Annotated in this window: 10 protein-coding genes and 5 pseudogenes; 1 reads left to right on the forward strand and 14 read right to left on the reverse strand. The window is 47.4% G+C overall.

The window, feature by feature from the left end; translation table 11 throughout:
• Positions 1–48: 48 nt before the first annotated feature.
• The 13 genes and pseudogenes from RE628_RS14975 to RE628_RS15035 all read right to left on the reverse strand — a co-directional run bounded on the left by RE628_RS14975 (position 49) and on the right by RE628_RS15035 (position 14,413).
• The gene (locus RE628_RS14975) at positions 49–1,254 is read right to left on the reverse strand and encodes a response regulator (RefSeq protein ID WP_309153853.1); all 1,206 of its coding nucleotides are present in this window, start codon (positions 1,252–1,254) and stop codon (positions 49–51) included.
• 4 nt (positions 1,255–1,258) lie between these two features.
• Positions 1,259–1,438, reverse strand: coding sequence for a sensor histidine kinase (locus RE628_RS14980; RefSeq protein ID WP_309153854.1), 180 nt, complete (start codon positions 1,436–1,438; stop codon positions 1,259–1,261).
• Positions 1,435–2,307 (reverse strand): sensor histidine kinase, encoded by an 873-nt coding sequence (locus RE628_RS14985; protein ID WP_309153855.1) that lies wholly within the window; start codon positions 2,305–2,307, stop codon positions 1,435–1,437. The genes RE628_RS14980 and RE628_RS14985 overlap by 4 nt, the downstream gene beginning before the upstream one ends.
• Positions 2,308–2,318: 11 nt before the next feature.
• Positions 2,319–3,077, reverse strand: coding sequence for a cache domain-containing protein (locus tag RE628_RS14990; RefSeq protein WP_309153856.1), 759 nt, complete (start codon positions 3,075–3,077; stop codon positions 2,319–2,321).
• Positions 3,078–3,089: 12 nt separating this feature from the next.
• Positions 3,090–3,971 (reverse strand): carbohydrate ABC transporter permease, encoded by an 882-nt coding sequence (locus RE628_RS14995; RefSeq protein WP_309153857.1) that lies wholly within the window; start codon positions 3,969–3,971, stop codon positions 3,090–3,092.
• A gap of 17 nt (positions 3,972–3,988) precedes the next feature.
• A complete protein-coding gene (locus RE628_RS15000; protein WP_309153858.1) occupies positions 3,989–4,882 on the reverse strand; it encodes a carbohydrate ABC transporter permease in 894 nt (297 codons plus the stop codon).
• Between the two features lie 98 nt (positions 4,883–4,980).
• On the reverse strand, positions 4,981–6,351 hold the full coding sequence (locus RE628_RS15005) for an extracellular solute-binding protein (RefSeq protein ID WP_309153859.1): 1,371 nt from the start codon (positions 6,349–6,351) through the stop codon (positions 4,981–4,983).
• A 192-nt stretch (positions 6,352–6,543) separates the two neighbouring features.
• Positions 6,544–7,767 (reverse strand): MFS transporter, encoded by a 1,224-nt coding sequence (locus RE628_RS15010; protein WP_309153860.1) that lies wholly within the window; start codon positions 7,765–7,767, stop codon positions 6,544–6,546.
• A gap of 23 nt (positions 7,768–7,790) precedes the next feature.
• Positions 7,791–8,087: a hypothetical protein gene (locus RE628_RS15015; protein WP_309159474.1), complete on the reverse strand. Its 297-nt coding sequence runs from the start codon at positions 8,085–8,087 to the stop codon at positions 7,791–7,793.
• Positions 8,063–9,586: an ABC transporter ATP-binding protein gene (locus tag RE628_RS15020; protein ID WP_309153861.1), complete on the reverse strand. Its 1,524-nt coding sequence runs from the start codon at positions 9,584–9,586 to the stop codon at positions 8,063–8,065. Before RE628_RS15020 ends, RE628_RS15015 begins: the two co-directional genes overlap by 25 nt.
• 104 nt (positions 9,587–9,690) lie before the next feature.
• Positions 9,691–10,244: pseudogene (locus tag RE628_RS15025) on the reverse strand (MarR family winged helix-turn-helix transcriptional regulator).
• Positions 10,245–10,457: 213 nt separating this feature from the next.
• Positions 10,458–12,180 (reverse strand): annotated as a pseudogene (gene cysI, locus RE628_RS15030) (assimilatory sulfite reductase (NADPH) hemoprotein subunit).
• A gap of 334 nt (positions 12,181–12,514) precedes the next feature.
• Positions 12,515–14,413, reverse strand: a pseudogene (locus RE628_RS15035) (assimilatory sulfite reductase (NADPH) flavoprotein subunit).
• Between the two features lie 235 nt (positions 14,414–14,648).
• Between RE628_RS15035 and RE628_RS15040 the strand changes: the two are divergent.
• Positions 14,649–15,877, forward strand: a pseudogene (locus tag RE628_RS15040) (aminopeptidase).
• A 105-nt stretch (positions 15,878–15,982) separates the two neighbouring features.
• Here the strand turns inward: RE628_RS15040 and RE628_RS15045 are convergent.
• A pseudogene (locus tag RE628_RS15045) lies at positions 15,983–17,711 on the reverse strand (proline--tRNA ligase).
• Positions 17,712–17,862 lie beyond the last annotated feature (151 nt).

The raw sequence follows: 17,862 nt of genomic DNA on the forward strand, positions 1-17,862 counted from the left end.
AGTAAGGGATACCCCGGTTTTTATGAATAACATACATCTTATGTAGCCCTAGCTCCAGGAGAAGCGATGACCTTCTTCCTTCTCAGAATCGCTTAACTGCTGGCGATAATCGCTTGGGGTCATATTATATTTACGGCGGAACACTTGGGAGAAGTGCCTCATATCCTGATAACCGATTCTCTCCGCGATATCGGATATTTTCAAGCCCGGTTGGTGCAGTAAGCGCCTTGCTTCCTCCATTCGTAGATGAATGATATAGTCCTTAAAGCCATGCCCTGTCTTCTGTTTGAATAATTGACTGAAGTAGACAGGGGTCAGAAAGACCACAGAGGATACTCTCTCCAGCGTCACTTCCTCCTGATAGTGAGCCCGGATATATTTTAACGCCAGTTCAATCGCCTCATTGTTATGATCCTCATGATTAAGCTCGCTAGATTGGCCAACCTCTGCTCGTTGCATAAGCTCTACCTGTCTAGGAATTAGCGAGAATTTATCTAGCTCCTCTGTTGCGATCACCTGGAAAGGAACCTTCAAGCAGCGCTTAAGCTGAGTCTTCAGTTCATCAATCAGCACAGGCAACTGATGGGGTAAATCTGGTGTCACCAGACCTACGAGTTGATTGACCGAAGCGCTGGCCACAACCCCATGTCCGAAATTGTCGAACAGCTCCGTCAGCACATTTTCCACGATAAAATGCTCCAGATGACCAGACCGCTTCTGCTCGATTTGTACCATGACCAGATAAAAATAAGGATGATCTTCCAGCAAAGCGTTCAAATCAATACCGCCAAAGTCCAAACCGGTAATAAGCCGGGTTAGCGCTCCTTCCCGTAGCAAGCGTAGATTCTGCCGCACTAGATGCGTCTCCTTGGAGCGCATCGTATTCTGTTCAATTTCTGCACCAAGTTGCTCGACCATTTCGATCAGCGCTTCCTTACCGATCGGCTTAAGTAAGTAATCCCGGGCACCGAGACGAACCGCTTCACGGGCATAGGCAAACTCAGAGTAAGCAGAAATAACGACCCATTTGACATGTGGATGCCTTCCGCGCGACAGCTCCATCAGTTCAAGCCCCGTCATGCCTGGCATTCGTACATCTGTTAACACGAGATCAATGGACTCAATTCTGAGTAACCAAGCCGCTTCATCCGCTTTTGCTGCTAAATAGACCGTATGCTGAGGAAACTGTTGAGACAGCGTGCGCTGTATCCCCTCGCGGATTATACTCTCGTCATCTACAACCAATATGTTCATACCTCTACCCCCTCATATCGGATTTCGGCATCACAACAATAACTTTGGTTCCCTGTCCGAATTCGCTACATAACTTGAGGCCATAGGGCTCGCCGAACATCAGCATCAATCTCTGATCGACATTAAATAGACCAATGCCACGGCGATTCGGTAATCCATTATCCTGCTCCATTACCTTCATCATCGAATCGGTCCATTCTCGGAGCGGCTGCGGCCTTCAAGTAATATCGCGGAGATCCTTTCCAGCGTTGAAGCGTCCATGCCCACTCCATCATCCTCAACGACCAACAGCAGAAGTTCATCGCATTCCTTGCTGTAGACATGGAGTGTACCTATCTGCGCCTTCGGTTCTAGACCGTATTTTACAGCATTCTCAATGATCGGCTGCAGCGTCATCTTCGGAATTCTTGACTCTAGATGTTGTGTTGGAACAGAGATATTAACCTTCAATCTCTCTCCGAGACGAGTCTCGATGATCGTTAAATAATTTCGCATTTGCTCTAATTCATTCCCAAGAGTGGAGCTAGCTCCTTCCTCCCATTCACTGTTATAGCGAAACATTCTGGACAAGGCCAGAATAACCCGGCCCAGACGGTCATTCTCCCGTTCATCCAGCATCCAATAGATCATGTCGAGTGTATTGAACAGGAAATGAGGATTCACCTGGGTCTGAAGTGCCTGAAGCTGCGCGTTCTTCTCGCTAATCGAAGCCAATTTAATCCGCTCAATCAATTCGTCTATTCGACCGACCATACGGTTGAAGGAAGCGACGAGCACATTAATCTCCTCATAGGAATCGGCCTTCACTTCTCCGTGGAAATTCCCCATCTCGACCTGCTTCATTTGACGGATTAGTCGCTTGAACGGCAAGGAGAATGTTCGCGAGATGAAGCCAGCCAGGAACGTTGCGGCTATTATGACGCCAATAACGACAGACATTAAATATTGTCTTGTCTTCCTCAATTCAAGCTGCATATCCGACAATGGGGTCTGGCTGATTAACGTCCATTCTGGCTTCTGAATCGGTGCCGCCGTAAGCAGGGAGCCGTTCATTTCCTGAATTCTTATACCGTCGATACGAGGTGTAGAGGGCCAATCCTGTGGAATGCCCGTCTCCTCTCCCCCTCTGCAGTACTGATGATCTCCATTCCATGCTCATCTCGAATCGCTACGACACTGTCTTCGCCAAGACTGGCGTTGGATAGTGCCGAGATAATCGCCGAAGCATCGGTCTCGATCAGTACGATGCCGATCTGCTTGAGCTCACTCAGCTCGAATAGCTGGCGACCAAAGGCGAAGACAGGCTTGTCGAACCCACCGCTCATCAGTGAATGCGGATATACCCCCAGCCATTTCATCTCCCCGGATGACTGACGTAGAATTCGAAACCAGGCCGTCTCCGCATATTCTCGCACCATTCCACCCATCGAACGCTCATAGCTGTACACTCGCCCCGAATAAGTGACGATATGGATACCGACGATATCATCCCTGGAATAGAAGATCGCCCCTAAGGTATCGGTTATCCGCTGATCGTTATTTACTTGTATTACCGGGTTTTCTTTATTTCCACGATCCTGCAACAGTCGAATCAATTCAGAATTACTGTTCAGAGATTTAGTGACACTGTCATAGCTTTTTAGAAGCAAATCAAATAACCCCGCCGTCTGCGACATATTCTTCTCCGCAATGTCACTGACTTTGGTTCGAATTTGCTCGGTAGCCCGCTGATAATACAGATAAGTCGTAATTAACACTAAAGCCAGCATGCCAACTAACAATAGTAAAAAGAGACGGTTATGGATTGAACGGAAGCTTCTCATAGTAAACCTATTTTAACCTTTGACCGCTCCGGCGACCATCCCTTTTGTAATCTTCTCCGCTAGCAGGAAGTAGATCAAAATGACAGGCAATGCTCCGAGCACGAGGAAGGCCCCAATTCCTCCGTAATTTACTGAATATTGGCTGACGAAGCTGTATACGCCAAACGGAAGTGTCCGAAGACGTTCCGCCGTGACGAAGGTCGCCGCCAGAATGTACTCATTCCAAATGTTAATGAAGGTAAGTATGCAGACGGTCATAATCGGAGGAACAGATATCGGCAGAGCGATATTCCAATAGATCCGGAAGATCCCTGATCCGTCTACAATGGCTGATTCTTCGATCTCGTGAGGGATCGTCTTCATGAACCCACTGATTATGAAGACCGCAATTGGTGTCTGGAAAGCCATATAGGGTAAGATCAGCGACAGATGCGTATTCAGGATGCCTATATGCTTAAATATGATCATGAGTGGAAGCAAAGTTCCCTGCATAGGAATCATCATTCCCACGAGGAACACCATCAACACTACATTCGCATATCTCCAACGGAATCTGGCAATGGCGAATCCAGTTAGTGAAGCAAGCACAATAACGCAGACCATCGTTACGGAAGTAACAAAGAGACTATTCAGCAAATAGCGAAAATACTGCCCGCCCCCGAGTGCGTCGCTGTAGTTCTGCCATTGCAGACTAGCTGGTAAGGCGAAGAAGCTCCCGGAGAGAATCTCCTCGTTCGTCTTCAAGGAATAGATTAACAGCCACAGCAAAGGATAGAGCTGGGTAACGAGTAGAATCGCGAAGATCAGATAGACAATTGATGTCGTGATGGAGAAGCGTCTTCGCCTATAATTCCGAACAGTTGGTTTCCGTAGGACGGGTGCCGTGTGACTCATCTTATCTCCCCTCTCTTCTATGAATACCGTTTGTCCAGCTTGCTGAACAAACCGTTAATGATAATCGTTGCTGCTAGACATAGAATGACTAGGAAGGAAGCGATAGCACTACCGTATCCATACTTCATCGATAAGAACGACATGTTGTACATCAGACTAGCGACGACCTCTGTCGCATGTGCCGGACCTCCGCCGGTCATAACCATAATCAGGTCAAAGGATTGCAACGAACCAATAAACGATAATACGACCGAGATCTTAAAGATCGGAACGATTAGCGGCAAGGTAATGTAACGATCCGCCTTCAGCCCACTGGCACCGTCGATCTTTGCTGCTTCGTAAATATCGGAAGGGATATTCTGTATGCCAGTAAATTGAATCAAAATATGATAGCCGAGGTACTGCCATAAGGCGACGACGATCACGGAGTAGATCGCAATCTTTGGCTCGGTCAACCAGGAATGTGTCCAAGCACTAAGGCCCATCGACTCCAGGACTTGATTGAGCATCCCGCCCATCGAGGCCGGATTATAAATTGTCTTCCACAGTTGTCCAATGACGACGACCGATAGAATGACCGGCAGAAAATAGCTAGAGACGAGAAAGTTAGGCTTCTTGACATAGCGGCTAATTAATATGGCTATAAATAATGCGAGAGGTAACTGCACACACATCGATACCCCTGCCAGCAGCATTGTTCTTCCTACGGCAGGCCAGAATATAGGGTCGTTCGTCAGCATTTTCTCGAAATTTTTAAGACCGACAAACTTAGCCACGCCGATCCCGTTCCAATCCAGCAAGCCACTATAAAATGATACGAGAATCGGCACGAATACTAGTAAGCTGTATATTATTAGACAAGGTAGAACAAACGCAGCGATCTTCCATCCGGAAACCTTAAGTACATTCATGATGTTCCCTCCCATCTAGACGTTGATGTATGTAGTACAAGGAGACCGAAGAGAGCATGGGAACTCCAGCTTCCTTCGGTCTCCTTCCTCAGCGTCTGTTATTCCTTATTCTCGTCGTAAGCGGTCTGATGTTCTTTCGCAACCGCGGCCGCATCTGTTTTCGATACGAACAGATTCTGAATGCTGCTAAGATGAGCCTGTGCAGTACCCGGGTTCATCGTATTGTCGAAGGCCAGGTCTCCACCTTTAACATCCTTGAACAAGTTCAATACTTCCATCGCCATATCGGAGTATCCGGCTGCTTTGAAATCTCCATCCACCGTCTGGGCCAGACCGATCGCGCCTTTCAGTTTGAACATTTCCTTCGGATAATTGACTAAGAAGTAGTTCAAGAAGTCGAGTGTCTCTTCTAAATGCTTGCTGTCCTTCGAAACAGCGAATGCGCTACCTGGAGCGAGCATGAATTCATTAGGATCACCCTTGCCGTTAACCGTCGGGAACTTGAATACGCCTACGTTCTGATTTTCGTTAGCTGTTGATTCTTCAATACCACCCGTAGCCCAGCTACCCATGAAATACATCGCGGATTTACCTGTCTTGAACAAGTTCTCACCTGCGTTATAGTCGAACGAAGTTGCTCCTTCTTGGAAAGCTCCGGCCTGGACCAGATCTTCAAACGCATTAACTGCTTCGGTGAACGCTGGATCTTCAAAAGTCTTCTTGCCGTCAAGCACATCCTGAAGGAAACCAGGGCCGCCATTAGTGCGAAGCAAAATGTTCATGAACAGGAAGGAACCGGTCCAGGAATCCTTCTCCCCAATCGCCATCGGCTGAATGCCTTTGGCCTTAAGTTGCTTCACCACGTCAACCAGTTCTTCGAAGGTCGTTGGAACCTTAACTCCGCCTTCTTCGAACATCTTCTTGTTGTAATAAATAATTGCGATATTGTTGCCGTCCGGAAGCGCATACAAATTGTTGTCGAAGGTGTAATAATTGAGGATACCCTCCTGGAATGTGCCCTTTAGTCCATTCTTCTCTACCATATCATTGAGTGGTGCGAACAAGCCGGCATCGACGAAGGGCTTCATTTGCGCAGCCGGGTTAACGATAGTGATGTCCGGCACTTCCTTGGAAGCCGCTTGTGTCTTCAGCTTCACCTTCTGTTGGTCGGTATTCAGCGAATCAAGCTCAATTTTGACATTTGGATGCTCGGCTTCATAGTTGGCAACAACCGTACGAAGCATTTTATACTTAGGATCAGTTGGGTCCGGATAGATGTTCTGGAAGGTAATTTTGACATCCTTCTTGCTCGTATCCTCTTTCGTACCAGAGTTCGTCTGGCTGTTCGTCTTGCCTTCATTCTTCCCACCATTGCTGCTAGTGCTATCATTACTGCCGCTGCCGCAAGCAGCCAGGCCCAATGTCAGCGCACTTGCGAGCAGTGCGATCATCAGTGGCTTGAACTTCATCCCGTGAATCCCCCTTAACAAATATTTGATTTCTAGCTTCATTATGTTGTAAGCGGGATTATTAAACAATGCGCGATCTTAAGGAGTCATGTTTGTAAAATTAAGATCTTTCTAAAAAAACCGGGTCATCCCAGCCTTAGCTGGAGATTTCCCGGTTTCTAGACATTATCTATTTGATCGGCTTTGAGATGATTACAACTCTAAATCTAAGGGGACCACTGCCTGTTTCACTTCATCGGCCTCCTCCCCATTAATAAGCATAGCGGCCAGCAAACCCACGCACAGTATGCAAGCTAGCAGAATAAATGTAATCAGGTAGCTGCCGCTCTTCATGGAATAGAGTGAAATAATCGGACCAAAGCTGGTGCCAGTAAATAAAATGAACGTATAAACGGATACAGCTATTCCACGCATCTTCCCTCCCAGTTGACCAACGAGCGAAACGAGCGAAGGTACGGCAATGGCGATGCCTGATACAAAGATGATACTCATTACAACGAGCAAGGGCAGATTAGATATTATTCCCATAGACGCCAGTCCGATGATTGCCAGCAACAACCCGGCCCGCAGCGTGACACGTAGACCAAGCCGCTTGGATATTCTGCCTGCGAAGGGAGACACGAGCATGCCCAATATGCCAAACATCCGCACATAGAGGATCTCTTGCTTGCTCAGTTCAAAGGGAGCTTGGCTTAAATAATTGCCGAGCACCGTATACATGCTTACAAATGACATAAGCAGTACAAACGCCACCAAATAGCACAGCACCAGCTGTTTCTGGACAAATACCTTGCCGATTTGCTTCATAGGTTCCCAGATATTAGCGTGAGCTTGCTGGATGCCTCCTTTTGGAAGTAAGAAGAACACTACAGCTGCAGTTAATGCGTACACCATTGCAAGGGTATAAAAGACAGCATTCCATCCGTAATGCTCACTGATCACACTGCTGATCACTTGCCCCACAATTCCTGCTGCTAGGAATCCCGTACTGATAAATCCGATTGTTGTAACCCGTTTTTCCGCTGGATACATTTCTACCGCATAGGCAAGTGAAACCGGGGAGAAGGTTGCAGCCGCTGCTCCTTGCAGTCCCCTTAGAACTAAGAGCCACGCAAATTGATGAACGAATCCAAGCATTAAAGAGATAATCGTCAGAAAAAGCAGTCCTACGAAAATAACGAGTTTCCGTCCGTACTTATCCGATAGAGCGCCATAGATTAAGCACCCTAGGGCAAAGCCAATCGAAAAGGTGCTTCCCGCAGCCGCTGCTTGTGTCGCCGAAATACTGAAAAGCTGCGCGAATACGGAAATAAGCGGAATGGTGACATACAAGCTGGACATAACTACGAGTCCGGACCAGCATAGAATGACGGTCATAAGTGAGTAGTTTCTTGCTATATTTGTTTGGTTATCCATTGTACACCTCAATTTTAATATGGTTAATAGATAGATTTCGCCGGAAATTGCATATCATACAGCGCCTTGTATCTTCCCTTTTGCCGCAGCAGTGTCTCATGATTCCCCAGCTCCATGATCTGTCCATGCTCCAGGACAACGATTTGATCTGCACTTTGAATCGTCGAAAGCCGATGGGCAATAACCAGACAGGTACGCCCTGGCAAAAGCATGGACAACGCACGCTGGATATACTGTTCCGACTCCGTATCAAGAGCCGCCGTAGCTTCGTCCAGAATGAGGATACGAGGATTGGTCAAGAAGGCTCTGGCAATGGACAGTCTTTGCTTTTGTCCGCCTGAAAGCTTGACCCCTCTTCCCCAATCGGAGTCTCATACCCTTGAGGAAATGCAGTAATAAATTCATGGGCATTCGCAGCGACTGCTGCCGCTTGAATTTCCTCGGCTGTTGCTTCCGGCTTACCGTAAGCAATATTTTCACGAATAGTTCCGTTCAATAGAATGACTTCCTGCGACACAATACCCATTTGCTGACGCAGTGATTTCATCGTCACATCCGTTAACGGATGTCCGTCAATATAGATATCGCCTCGCTGGACGTCGTACAAACGGGCAATTAGATAAGCAATCGTTGATTTCCCTGAACCTGATGAGCCGACTAGAGCAGTCGTCTGATTACGCCGCAGCAGCAAGTGGAAGTTCTGCAGAATAGGTCTTCCTTCTTCATAAGCAAACCCCACATCATCGAACACAATATCCCCATGAACAGGAGGGAGTACAATTGCATCTTCCTTATCGCAAACCCTTGGGACAACCTCCAGCACTTCTTGAATCCGCTCGAAGGCGGCTGCAGATTGCTGTAGCTTGGTAATTAATCGGCTGAAGGAACGAATGGGAGCTTGCAGCAAGCCCAAGTAGGCCAAGTATGCGACAATCTCACCCACAGTCATACGGTTGTGCATGATCTGCCAAGCTCCGAACAAGAGCACTACAGTCATGCCTATAAGGTTAAGCCAGTTGATAATAGGCGCAAAGATCGCTGACAAGCGAGACGCCGCTACGGTTGCTGCCCGGTGCTGCTCACTCCATTTCGCGAACTCCATGGCTTCCTTATCCTCACTTGCAAATGACTTGACCATACGAATGCCTGACAAAGTATCTTGAAGTGAGTTATTTAATTCCGCGGATATTTGCCGGACTGTTCGATATGCTCTTTTAATACGTAGACTGAAAAATCGCGATGTAACGAATAGAAAAGGTAAAGTGATTAAGGTCAGAAGCGCCAGCTTCCAATCGGTATAAAACAAGTAGCCGACAATCGCGATAAAAGTAATCATGTCTGCGAGAATAGATAGGCTGTCTGCGGAAACCAGCTCTTGCAGTTGATTGACATCGCCCGTCAACCTTGCCATTAGATCGCCTGTACGATTTCGGTCGAAAAACGTCAAATCCAAACTTAACGTATGCTTATACAGCTTGCTCCGCAGCTGGAAGATTGCTCTCTGACTGACAAGCGTCATCACGTAACTGCTGCCGAAATTAAATCCCCCTAGCAGCAAGCCCGCCAATACAATAAGTCCTCCCGTTTCCAACAAGGCAAAATATCTTTTAGCAGGTATAATCTGATCAATAATGTGCTTGGTTAGCTGAGGAATCGTAAATTCGAGTACAGAGATGGCGATAACAGAGATCGCGCCGAGCATTAGCAGGCCCCACTGTGACCTGGTGTGCATGAACATCTCCTTCACCATCGTGCGCAGCGTAACCAAATGAGGTGCACGCGCCTTCTGTTGATGCATGGAACCTTGTGTTCGTCTCATGTTTGATCACGTACTTTCATTTCAATATAAACGTAAATAGTTGATTAAGATTAACTGGATAGTATTACATGTAATTAGATTATCTAACTATATGATCAAAAAAATTATCTTCCTGCTCCTAGCCGATTTTCGATATTTTTATTTAACTTAACCAGGACGCTTCTGAACACCTCCTGCTCTTCTTTATTTAATTCTTCTACCAGAGATGCGCAGGTCGACCAGAAGGTAGGCAATACTCGTTGCAGCAGCAATCTACCTTCCGGACTGATACGAACGTGGGTCATACGGCCGTCCTTGGCATACGGCTCGCGGATAATCCAATTCCTCTGCTCCACCCAATTCAGTAATGAAGTAACCGAGGAACGGCGTATACCCAGCCGATCTGCAATCGACGATGGTGTAACCAGCTCTTTATCAGCGTGAAGCGATAATAACACTAGTAGATCCAGCTTGCTCTCGGTGATGTCAAAAGAAGATAAGCCTTCATCCACTACGTCCAGGACGTTATCCCCAGCCACAGCATGACTAATCCCAAATGGGCTGCGTTCTGATCCGTCTCGGATGAGGCCGTACGCTCCATAAGTTTCAAATATGGCTCTATTCCCAGTCTAGGCAACTGCTGCTCTGTTGTGTATTCTTTGGCTGGCTTTCTATTCATCTTGCACACCTCCTTGCCCATATAGTTAGATTATCTAATTACATGTAATATAACCTACTTTTTATATCTTGACAAGACAAATTAATCGCATTTGTGGATGGTCTTTACTCCGTTAGCCTAGAATCAATCTTCTAGGTCGTTTGCATAATCTTCACCTCTACGACAAACAGCAGCCCCGGCTTGAAGTCAGAGCTGCTGTCTTACTGTCATCCTCTATGCGTGAAAATCAAGTCCGGAGCGGACTTCCTTGACGTAGCCGCTGCGGATGACAAAGTCGCCGAAATGCTCCCTACCCGCCTGTCTACTGCATAGTGCTTAATGATCGGCGAGAGTGAATCGAGAATTTCCGCTTCACCGATGTTTTCTTTGTACAGCTTGCTAAGTCGGTCACCAGCGAAGCCGCCACCCAAATACATGTTGTATTTGCCGGGCGCCTTGCCGATGAAGGCAATTTCGGCCAGTGCTGGTCTGGCGCAACCGTTCGGGCATCCGGTCATACGGATGACGATATCTTCCTCCGCTAGCCCGGATTCCTGCAGCATCGGCTCGATCTTATCGAGCAAGGAAGGCAGGTAGCGCTCCGATTCAGCCATTGCCAGACCGCAAGTCGGAAAAGCGACGCATGCCATTGAGTTTCTACGCAAGGCTGTGTAATTAGCCCCATCGGATAATCCGTGCTGCTGGATAAGTTCGTTGATTTTTTTCTTCCTATGACTCGTCACACTGCCGATCACCAAGTTCTGATTCGCAGTTAAGCGGAAATCACCCTGATGAATCTTGGCAATCTCCTTAAGGCCGGTCTTCAGCAAGTATCCTTCCTCATCCTTAATGCGGCCATTCTGAATGTACAACGTATAATGCCATTTGCCATCGCTGCCCTTCACCCAGCCATAACGATCACCGTTATGCTCAAAATGGTATGGACGAGCATCCTCCAAGCTCCAGCCGAGCCGCTTCGTCAGTTCTTCGATGAACCAGTCGATGCCGCGATCATCGATCGTATATTTGAAGCGGGCATGCTTGCGCACTGCACGATCGCCATAATCGCGTTGAATCATTACCGTCTTCTCCGCCAAATCGACGATCTGTTCTGGATGGCAGAAGCCAATCAACTGTCCAACCTGCGGATAAGTGTTGGTATCGCCGTGAGTCATCCCCATTCCGCCGCCGACCGTTACATTGAAGCCCTGCAGCTTGCCATCCTCTACGATCGCGATGAAACCGAGATCCTGCGAATAGACATTTACATCATTCGAAGGTGGAACAGCGACTCCGATCTTAAATTTTCGCGGCAGATACACAGCACCGTAAATCGGCTCCTGCTCTTCCTCCTTGCTCGGAGTACTCTCTACCTTCTCCCATCTAACCAGATCTCATGGTAGGCCAGTGTTCTTGGCTCAAGATGCTTGCTCAGCTGATTGGCCCAGGCATAGACCTGCTCATGAATCTCCGACTGGTACGGATTCGGGTTGCACATAACGTTCCGATTCACGTCTCCACAAGCTGCAATCGTCGTCAATAAGGAATCATTCACTTCCTTAATCGTCTGCTTCAATTTCCATTTCAAAAGTCCATGCAATTGGAAGGATTGCCGTGTTGTTAAGCGGATGGTGCCATTCCCGTAACGGTCCGACAAGGAATCCATCATCAGCCATTGATCCGGTGTAACGACTCCGCCCGCAGCGCGGACACGAAGCATAAATTGATACGCTGGTTCTAGCTTCTGTTTATTGCGCTCATTGCGTAGATCACGGTCATCCTGCATATAGCTACCGTGAAATTTCATCAACCGGTTATCGTCCTCCGGGATGGACGCGGTAATACGATCCTCCAGCGTCTCCCGCAGTTTGCCACGCAAATAATTGCTGCAGCGCTTAATATCCTCCACATCACTATGCGGCGCACTGTTCAGCGACAGTAAGTTGTTATCTGACATCCGCTTTACTCCTCTCACAAGACTTGAAAAAACTATTTAATAAGTGTTCAAAAAGTCCGATTTTCAGCACCGAGAAGGTTGGATGAAGCTAGGGTCTGAGGAGCGGAGCGTACGTTTTGAGTACATGAGCACCGGAAGACCCGGCTGAATTCAAGATTCGATGCCGAATAAGCTCTCCGTGTTTCTTCGTGTTAGATATAGAATTTATTCGTTATCAACGGAGTTGATGAAATTCTATATCGCCAAGAAAACCTACCTTTGAATCGCGGTCGCTCATCCTTGAATGACTTCGATCGGTTTTCTTATCAAAAGTGGACTTTTTGAACTACCTCTCTTAGTACACATCTCTTAAGTAACGCTTCTCCTGCTGCATACCGGCCAAGTATTCTGTAGCCTGTTCTGCATTCAGGGCACCCTCGCGTTCTATAATTTGAAGCAAAGTGGCATGAACGTCATGAGCCATTCTTTTCTCGTCACCACAGACATATACAACTGCTCCTTCTTGCAGCCAAGTAAACAGCTCGCGACTATGTTCTAGCATACGATGCTGTACATAGACCTTCTCCGCCGTATCCCGAGAGAAAGCTACATCCATCCTAGTGAGTACTCCGTCCTTCAGCCAGCGCTGCCATTCTATTTGATAGAGGAAATCGGTCGTGAAATGCTGGTCCCCATAGAAGAGCCATGTTTTGCCGGTTGCCCCGTCTCCTCCCGTTCTCCGAGGAAAGCTCTGAATGGAGCTACGCCGGTGCCCGGACCGATCATAATAATCGGTGTATCCGGATTGTCTGGAAGCCGGAATTGATCATTCTGCTGAATATATACTGGGAGATGATCGCCCACCTCTGCGCGCTTTGCTAACTGAGTTGAACAGACGCCGTATCTTTCGCGGCCATAACTCTCATAATTCACCGTACGAACCGTAATATGGACTTCTTCTGGGTACGCCGCAGGGCTACTGGAGATGGAATACTGGCGGGGAGGTATTTTACGCAATATGGATGTGAGTTCCTGTGCCGTATGTCCCTTTAGCGAAAAATCATGAATCAGATCCAACAAATCTCGGCCGTTCAGATACGATCTCAGCTCTGCTTCATGCCCTGCCTGCACTAGCTCCTGCAACTGGGCATGCCCCGTTAAGGCTGCAGCTTGGGTTAATAGTGGCTTAGTTAACACTGTAAGTTCATAATGGCTCAAGAGAGCATCGCGAACTTGCTTCTGCTCACCATTCTTATTGACCGTCACTTGTTCATCACCAGACCAGCCCATCGCATCCAGAATATCCTGAACAAGTTGCGGATGATTCTCAGGGTAAATTGCCAGACAATCGCCCGGTTGATATTGCAGATCTGAACCTTCTAGCGAAATCTCTATATGCCTCGTCTCGCGCTCAGAACCGCGTCCGTTCAGGTTGAGATTTTCTAGGATCTCAGCCATAAATGGGTTCGTACGGGAGTAAGTTGAGGAACTTCTGTCGGCTTGAGATCCCGTTACCTGAGACATGTTGGCTTGAACAGGAATACCCGATGCTACCGCATGCCCCACATTTAGCGCTGCAAGAACTTGATTCGTCCACTCCGTTGCTGTCTCATCAAAGTCGACATCACAATCCGCGCGATCAACGATCCGTTTACCTCCAAGCTCCTCTAGCCGCTTATCGAAATCCTTACCTGTCTGGCAGAAAAATTCATAGGATGTATCGCCAAGCGCCAGCACAGAGAACTCCAGGCTCTCCAGCTTCGGAGCCCGCTTGCTGTGCAGAAACTCATAGAATGAGATCGCCGCATCTGGAGGGTCACCTTCACCATGTGTACTGACTAGAAGTAGCAGTTTCTCGATCTTCTTCAACTGGTTCGGCTTCAAATCTCCCATCGATATGGTTGTCACCTGGAAGCCTTCGCCCTCCAGTCTGCGTGACAACTGCTGCGCCAGACCCTTCACATTACCCGGTCTGACTACCGTATAACACCGTGATTTCTTTGGAGGTCAAAGTACTACTAATCCCCGCCTGCACTACTAAAGAATGCTCGTTAGCTACAGGTATCATAGCATCTGTCGCTTTGACAACCACTTGCTGATCGATTGAAGCCGCAGCACCTGTGACAGTTCCCAGCAGGGCCGTGAGATATCCGCTCAACCACACCCGTTGAGAATCGTTCAGACTCGGTAATAAGCGATTTAAAAGGTCAACTTGTTCTTCGTTAAAAGGACTGTTCGTTACTTGTAAGACCAATAATTTCACCCGTCCAACTTAAAATCCAAGTATTTATATCAGAATTATATAAACTGAAATTAACATAGCATAGATATGAGGTCAATTAGAATGATCTTATGGTATTTATCAATAATATTGATAAAGTGCGTCGACTCCCTTTCTTTATGACCTCATATTTTTAAAGATTGAGTTATAATGGAGATCGGGCCCATAAAAGGCATGTAGGCAAGTAAGGTTAGGGAGGAATGAAGTAGTGGATAATTTCAATCAATTATTAGAAAAGTATGCTGAACTGGCCGTTAGAGTAGGTGTTAATATTCAGCCGGGTCAGCTTCTGATCGTACAAGCCCCAATAGAGACGGTAGATTTGACGCGTCTGATCGTCAGCAAAGCATATGAAGCCGGAGCTAAGCTTGTTCAGGTGGAGTGGATCGACGAGATGATCTCGCGGATCAGATATGAGAAAGCCCCAGAGGACTCCTTCAGCTTCTATCCTAAATGGGAAGCAGATAAAATGGAGCAATTCGCGGAAGCTGGCGGTGCATTGTTACATATTAAAGTACCTGACCCTGAGCTACTTCGCGGTGTTGACAGCTTGCGGGTATCTACCGCAGTTAAAGCAGCGGCCATTGCTCGTGAAAAATTCAGTATGTATACACGCAACAACATCATCAGCTGGTCTCTGGTTAAAGCGCCAACGTTGGCCTGGGCCAACAAGGTATTCGCTGATCTTCCAGAAGAAGAGCGGATCAATGCGATGTGGGAAGCCGTCTTCGCCATGAACCGGGTCGGTAGCGGCGATCCTGTGCAGGCTTGGCAGGAGCATATCAAACAGCTCAAAGAACGCCAGGAGTTTATGAACAACAAGCACTACCGCAGCCTTCATTATCGTGCTCCAGGCACCGATCTGCGTGTAGAGTTGCCTGAAGGATATAGGTGGCTTGGTGGCGGTGACGAAAATGCATCCGGCACATATTTTGTTGCTAATATGCCAACGGAGGAAATCTATACGATGCCGCATCGTACAGGCGTAAATGGTACCGTCCACAGCACGCTTCCGCTCAATTTGAATGGCCAGCTGATCGAAGGGATCGAACTTACATTTGAGAACGGAAAAGTGACTCACTTCGATGCCAAATCGGGCCGTGAACATCTGGCCAAACTACTGGAGACCGATGAAGGCGCCACCCACCTTGGCGAAGTCGCACTCGTTCCACATGATTCGCCGATCTCTCGTATGAACCGGGTCTTCTATAATACTGGTGTCGATGAGAATGCCTCCTGCCATTTCGCGCTTGGCAGCGCCTATCCAGTTAATATTGAAGGCGGTACTAAGCTGAGCAAAGAGCAGTTGCTAGAACGGGGGGCTAACGTAAGTCTAACCCATGTTGACTTCATGGTTGGCTCAGCAGAGCTGGACATTGATGGCGAGCTTCCTGATGGCACTATTGACCGGTATTCCGCAAAGGGAACTGGGCGTAAGACTCTAACTTCTTCCAGATAGGTTGGGTTCTTAATAAAACAGTTATCACCACAAAATGATGGTGATAACTGTTTTTTGCGTATCAATCTCTATGCTTAGGTGACTCACTTAAACGAATGTAGCGGCAGCATCACTTTTTCCTTGACTTGATTAACGATCTCATCAATAGAGACAAGCTTACTGTGCCCATCTTTACGAACAGTTAGCTCGACTTCCCCTTGTTCAGCGTTCTTGCCTACTGTAATTCGCAGTGGAATACCAATTAGCTCAGAATCCTTGAATTTTACGCCAGCACTTTCATTCCTATCATCATACAATACCTCAATCCCTTGCTGCGACAGATCGGCATACAGTCTTTCTGCAGCTTGAATTTGCTGTTCATTCTTACTGGATATAAGGATAAGATGAACTTGAAATGGAGCCACTGACATAGGCCAGATCATACCTCGATCATCATGATATTGTTCAGCAACGGCGGAGAGTAGTCTCGATATTCCAATACCGTAACAGCCCATGATCATCGGTTCCTTTTTACCGGAGCTATTCAAAAACTGAGCATTTAGCTTATCACTGTATTTGGTGCCTAGCTTGAAGATATGCCCCATCTCAATTCCACGTGAGAATTTCAGCCGCCCTTGCTCACAATGTGGGCAACGCTCTCCCTCTACTACGTTCCGGAAATCGCCAACTTGCTCAAGCTTAAAATCCCGTCCTGGACGGACATGAATCTCATGTACATCCGCTTCATTGCCGCCTGGCAATGCCTTCACACATTATGGCAACCTCTTGATCTACAAGCACAGGGATAAGGAGTCCACAAGGGCCAATAGAACCAGCAGGTGCCAGCCCAAACTCTTGTAGGGAACCTGGCTCAACAATCTCACAACTCTCGGTGTTCAAATATTTCATCACTTTAAGTTCATTGACCTGATGATCACCTCTGACTAAAACAGCAACAATTTGTTGATCCGTCTTATAAATAAGCGTCTTAATAATTTGCTTCGCTCCCACCTGCAGGCCGGTAACGAGTTCATCAATCGTGCGGATTCCAGGAGTGAGGATTTTCTCGCGCGGTGGCACTTCGGACGAAAGCACAACTGATGCAGCTCCGTCCCTACCAACAGCGGCTTCTATATTTGCTGCATAATTACAGCTAGTACAGGATACAATCGTATCCTCGCCAATATCGGCCAAGGCCATAAATTCATGGGTCTCCCCTTCGCCGCCAATCGCTCCCGCATCCGCCTCCACGGCTCTATAATTCAACTCCATACGCTCAAAAATGCGCTCATACGCCCCGTACATTTTTCGATAAGATCGATCTAATCCTTCCCAATCTATGTCAAAAGAATAAGCATCCTTCATCACAAATTCTCGTCCGCGAAGTAATCCGAATCTAGGACGGCGCTCATCTCTAAACTTCGTTTGGATCTGGTACAGCGTGACGGGCAGCTTCCGATAAGAGTTAATCTCATCCCGTACCAAAGCTGTGATAACTTCCTCATGCGTTGGCCCCAGAACGAACTCCCGTTCATTACGATCAGATAGACGCATTAGCTCAGGACCATACACACTATACCGTCCTGACTCCTTCCACAGATCAGCAGGCTGGAGCGCCGGCATCAGTATTTCCTGCGCCCCGGTAAGTTCCATCTCCTCACGAATAATCTGCTCAATCTTACGTAATACACGCCGGCCTAATGGCAGATAGGTATAAATTCCAGCCGCCAATTGCCGGATAAATCCGCCTCTTAACAGCAATTCATGACTCGCCGCCTCTGCTTCCGCAGGCGATTCTCGCAAAGTGTTCAATAGTAAAGTGCTCTGTCGCATTGTAACAACCTCCTTGTTATAAAAAACAAAAAGACACATTCGTTAGGGACGAATGTGTCGTGTTACCACCCTATTTCGACAATGACGCATAGCAGTCGTTCAAAAAGTCCGATTTTGATCACGAAGCAATTCAGGAAGTAAATTCGGCATC

It is taken from the genome of Paenibacillus sp. D2_2 (genome assembly GCF_031199965.1).
Lineage (GTDB): Bacteria > Bacillota > Bacilli > Paenibacillales > Paenibacillaceae > Fontibacillus.

Bases quoted from the DNA above. Each gene is read 5' to 3' on its own strand.
- RE628_RS14975 (WP_309153853.1), bottom strand. From the start codon at position 1,254: ATGAACATATTGGTTGTAGATGACGAGAGTATAATCCGCGAGGGGATA.
- RE628_RS14980 (WP_309153854.1), bottom strand. From the start codon at position 1,438: ATGATGAAGGTAATGGAGCAGGATAATGGATTACCGAATCGCCGTGGC.
- RE628_RS14985 (WP_309153855.1), bottom strand. From the start codon at position 2,307: ATGAACGGCTCCCTGCTTACGGCGGCACCGATTCAGAAGCCAGAATGG.
- RE628_RS14990 (WP_309153856.1), bottom strand. From the start codon at position 3,077: ATGAGAAGCTTCCGTTCAATCCATAACCGTCTCTTTTTACTATTGTTA.
- RE628_RS14995 (WP_309153857.1), bottom strand. From the start codon at position 3,971: ATGAGTCACACGGCACCCGTCCTACGGAAACCAACTGTTCGGAATTAT.
- RE628_RS15000 (WP_309153858.1), bottom strand. From the start codon at position 4,882: ATGAATGTACTTAAGGTTTCCGGATGGAAGATCGCTGCGTTTGTTCTA.
- RE628_RS15005 (WP_309153859.1), bottom strand. From the start codon at position 6,351: ATGAAGTTCAAGCCACTGATGATCGCACTGCTCGCAAGTGCGCTGACA.
- RE628_RS15010 (WP_309153860.1), bottom strand. From the start codon at position 7,767: ATGGATAACCAAACAAATATAGCAAGAAACTACTCACTTATGACCGTC.
- RE628_RS15020 (WP_309153861.1), bottom strand. From the start codon at position 9,586: ATGAGACGAACACAAGGTTCCATGCATCAACAGAAGGCGCGTGCACCT.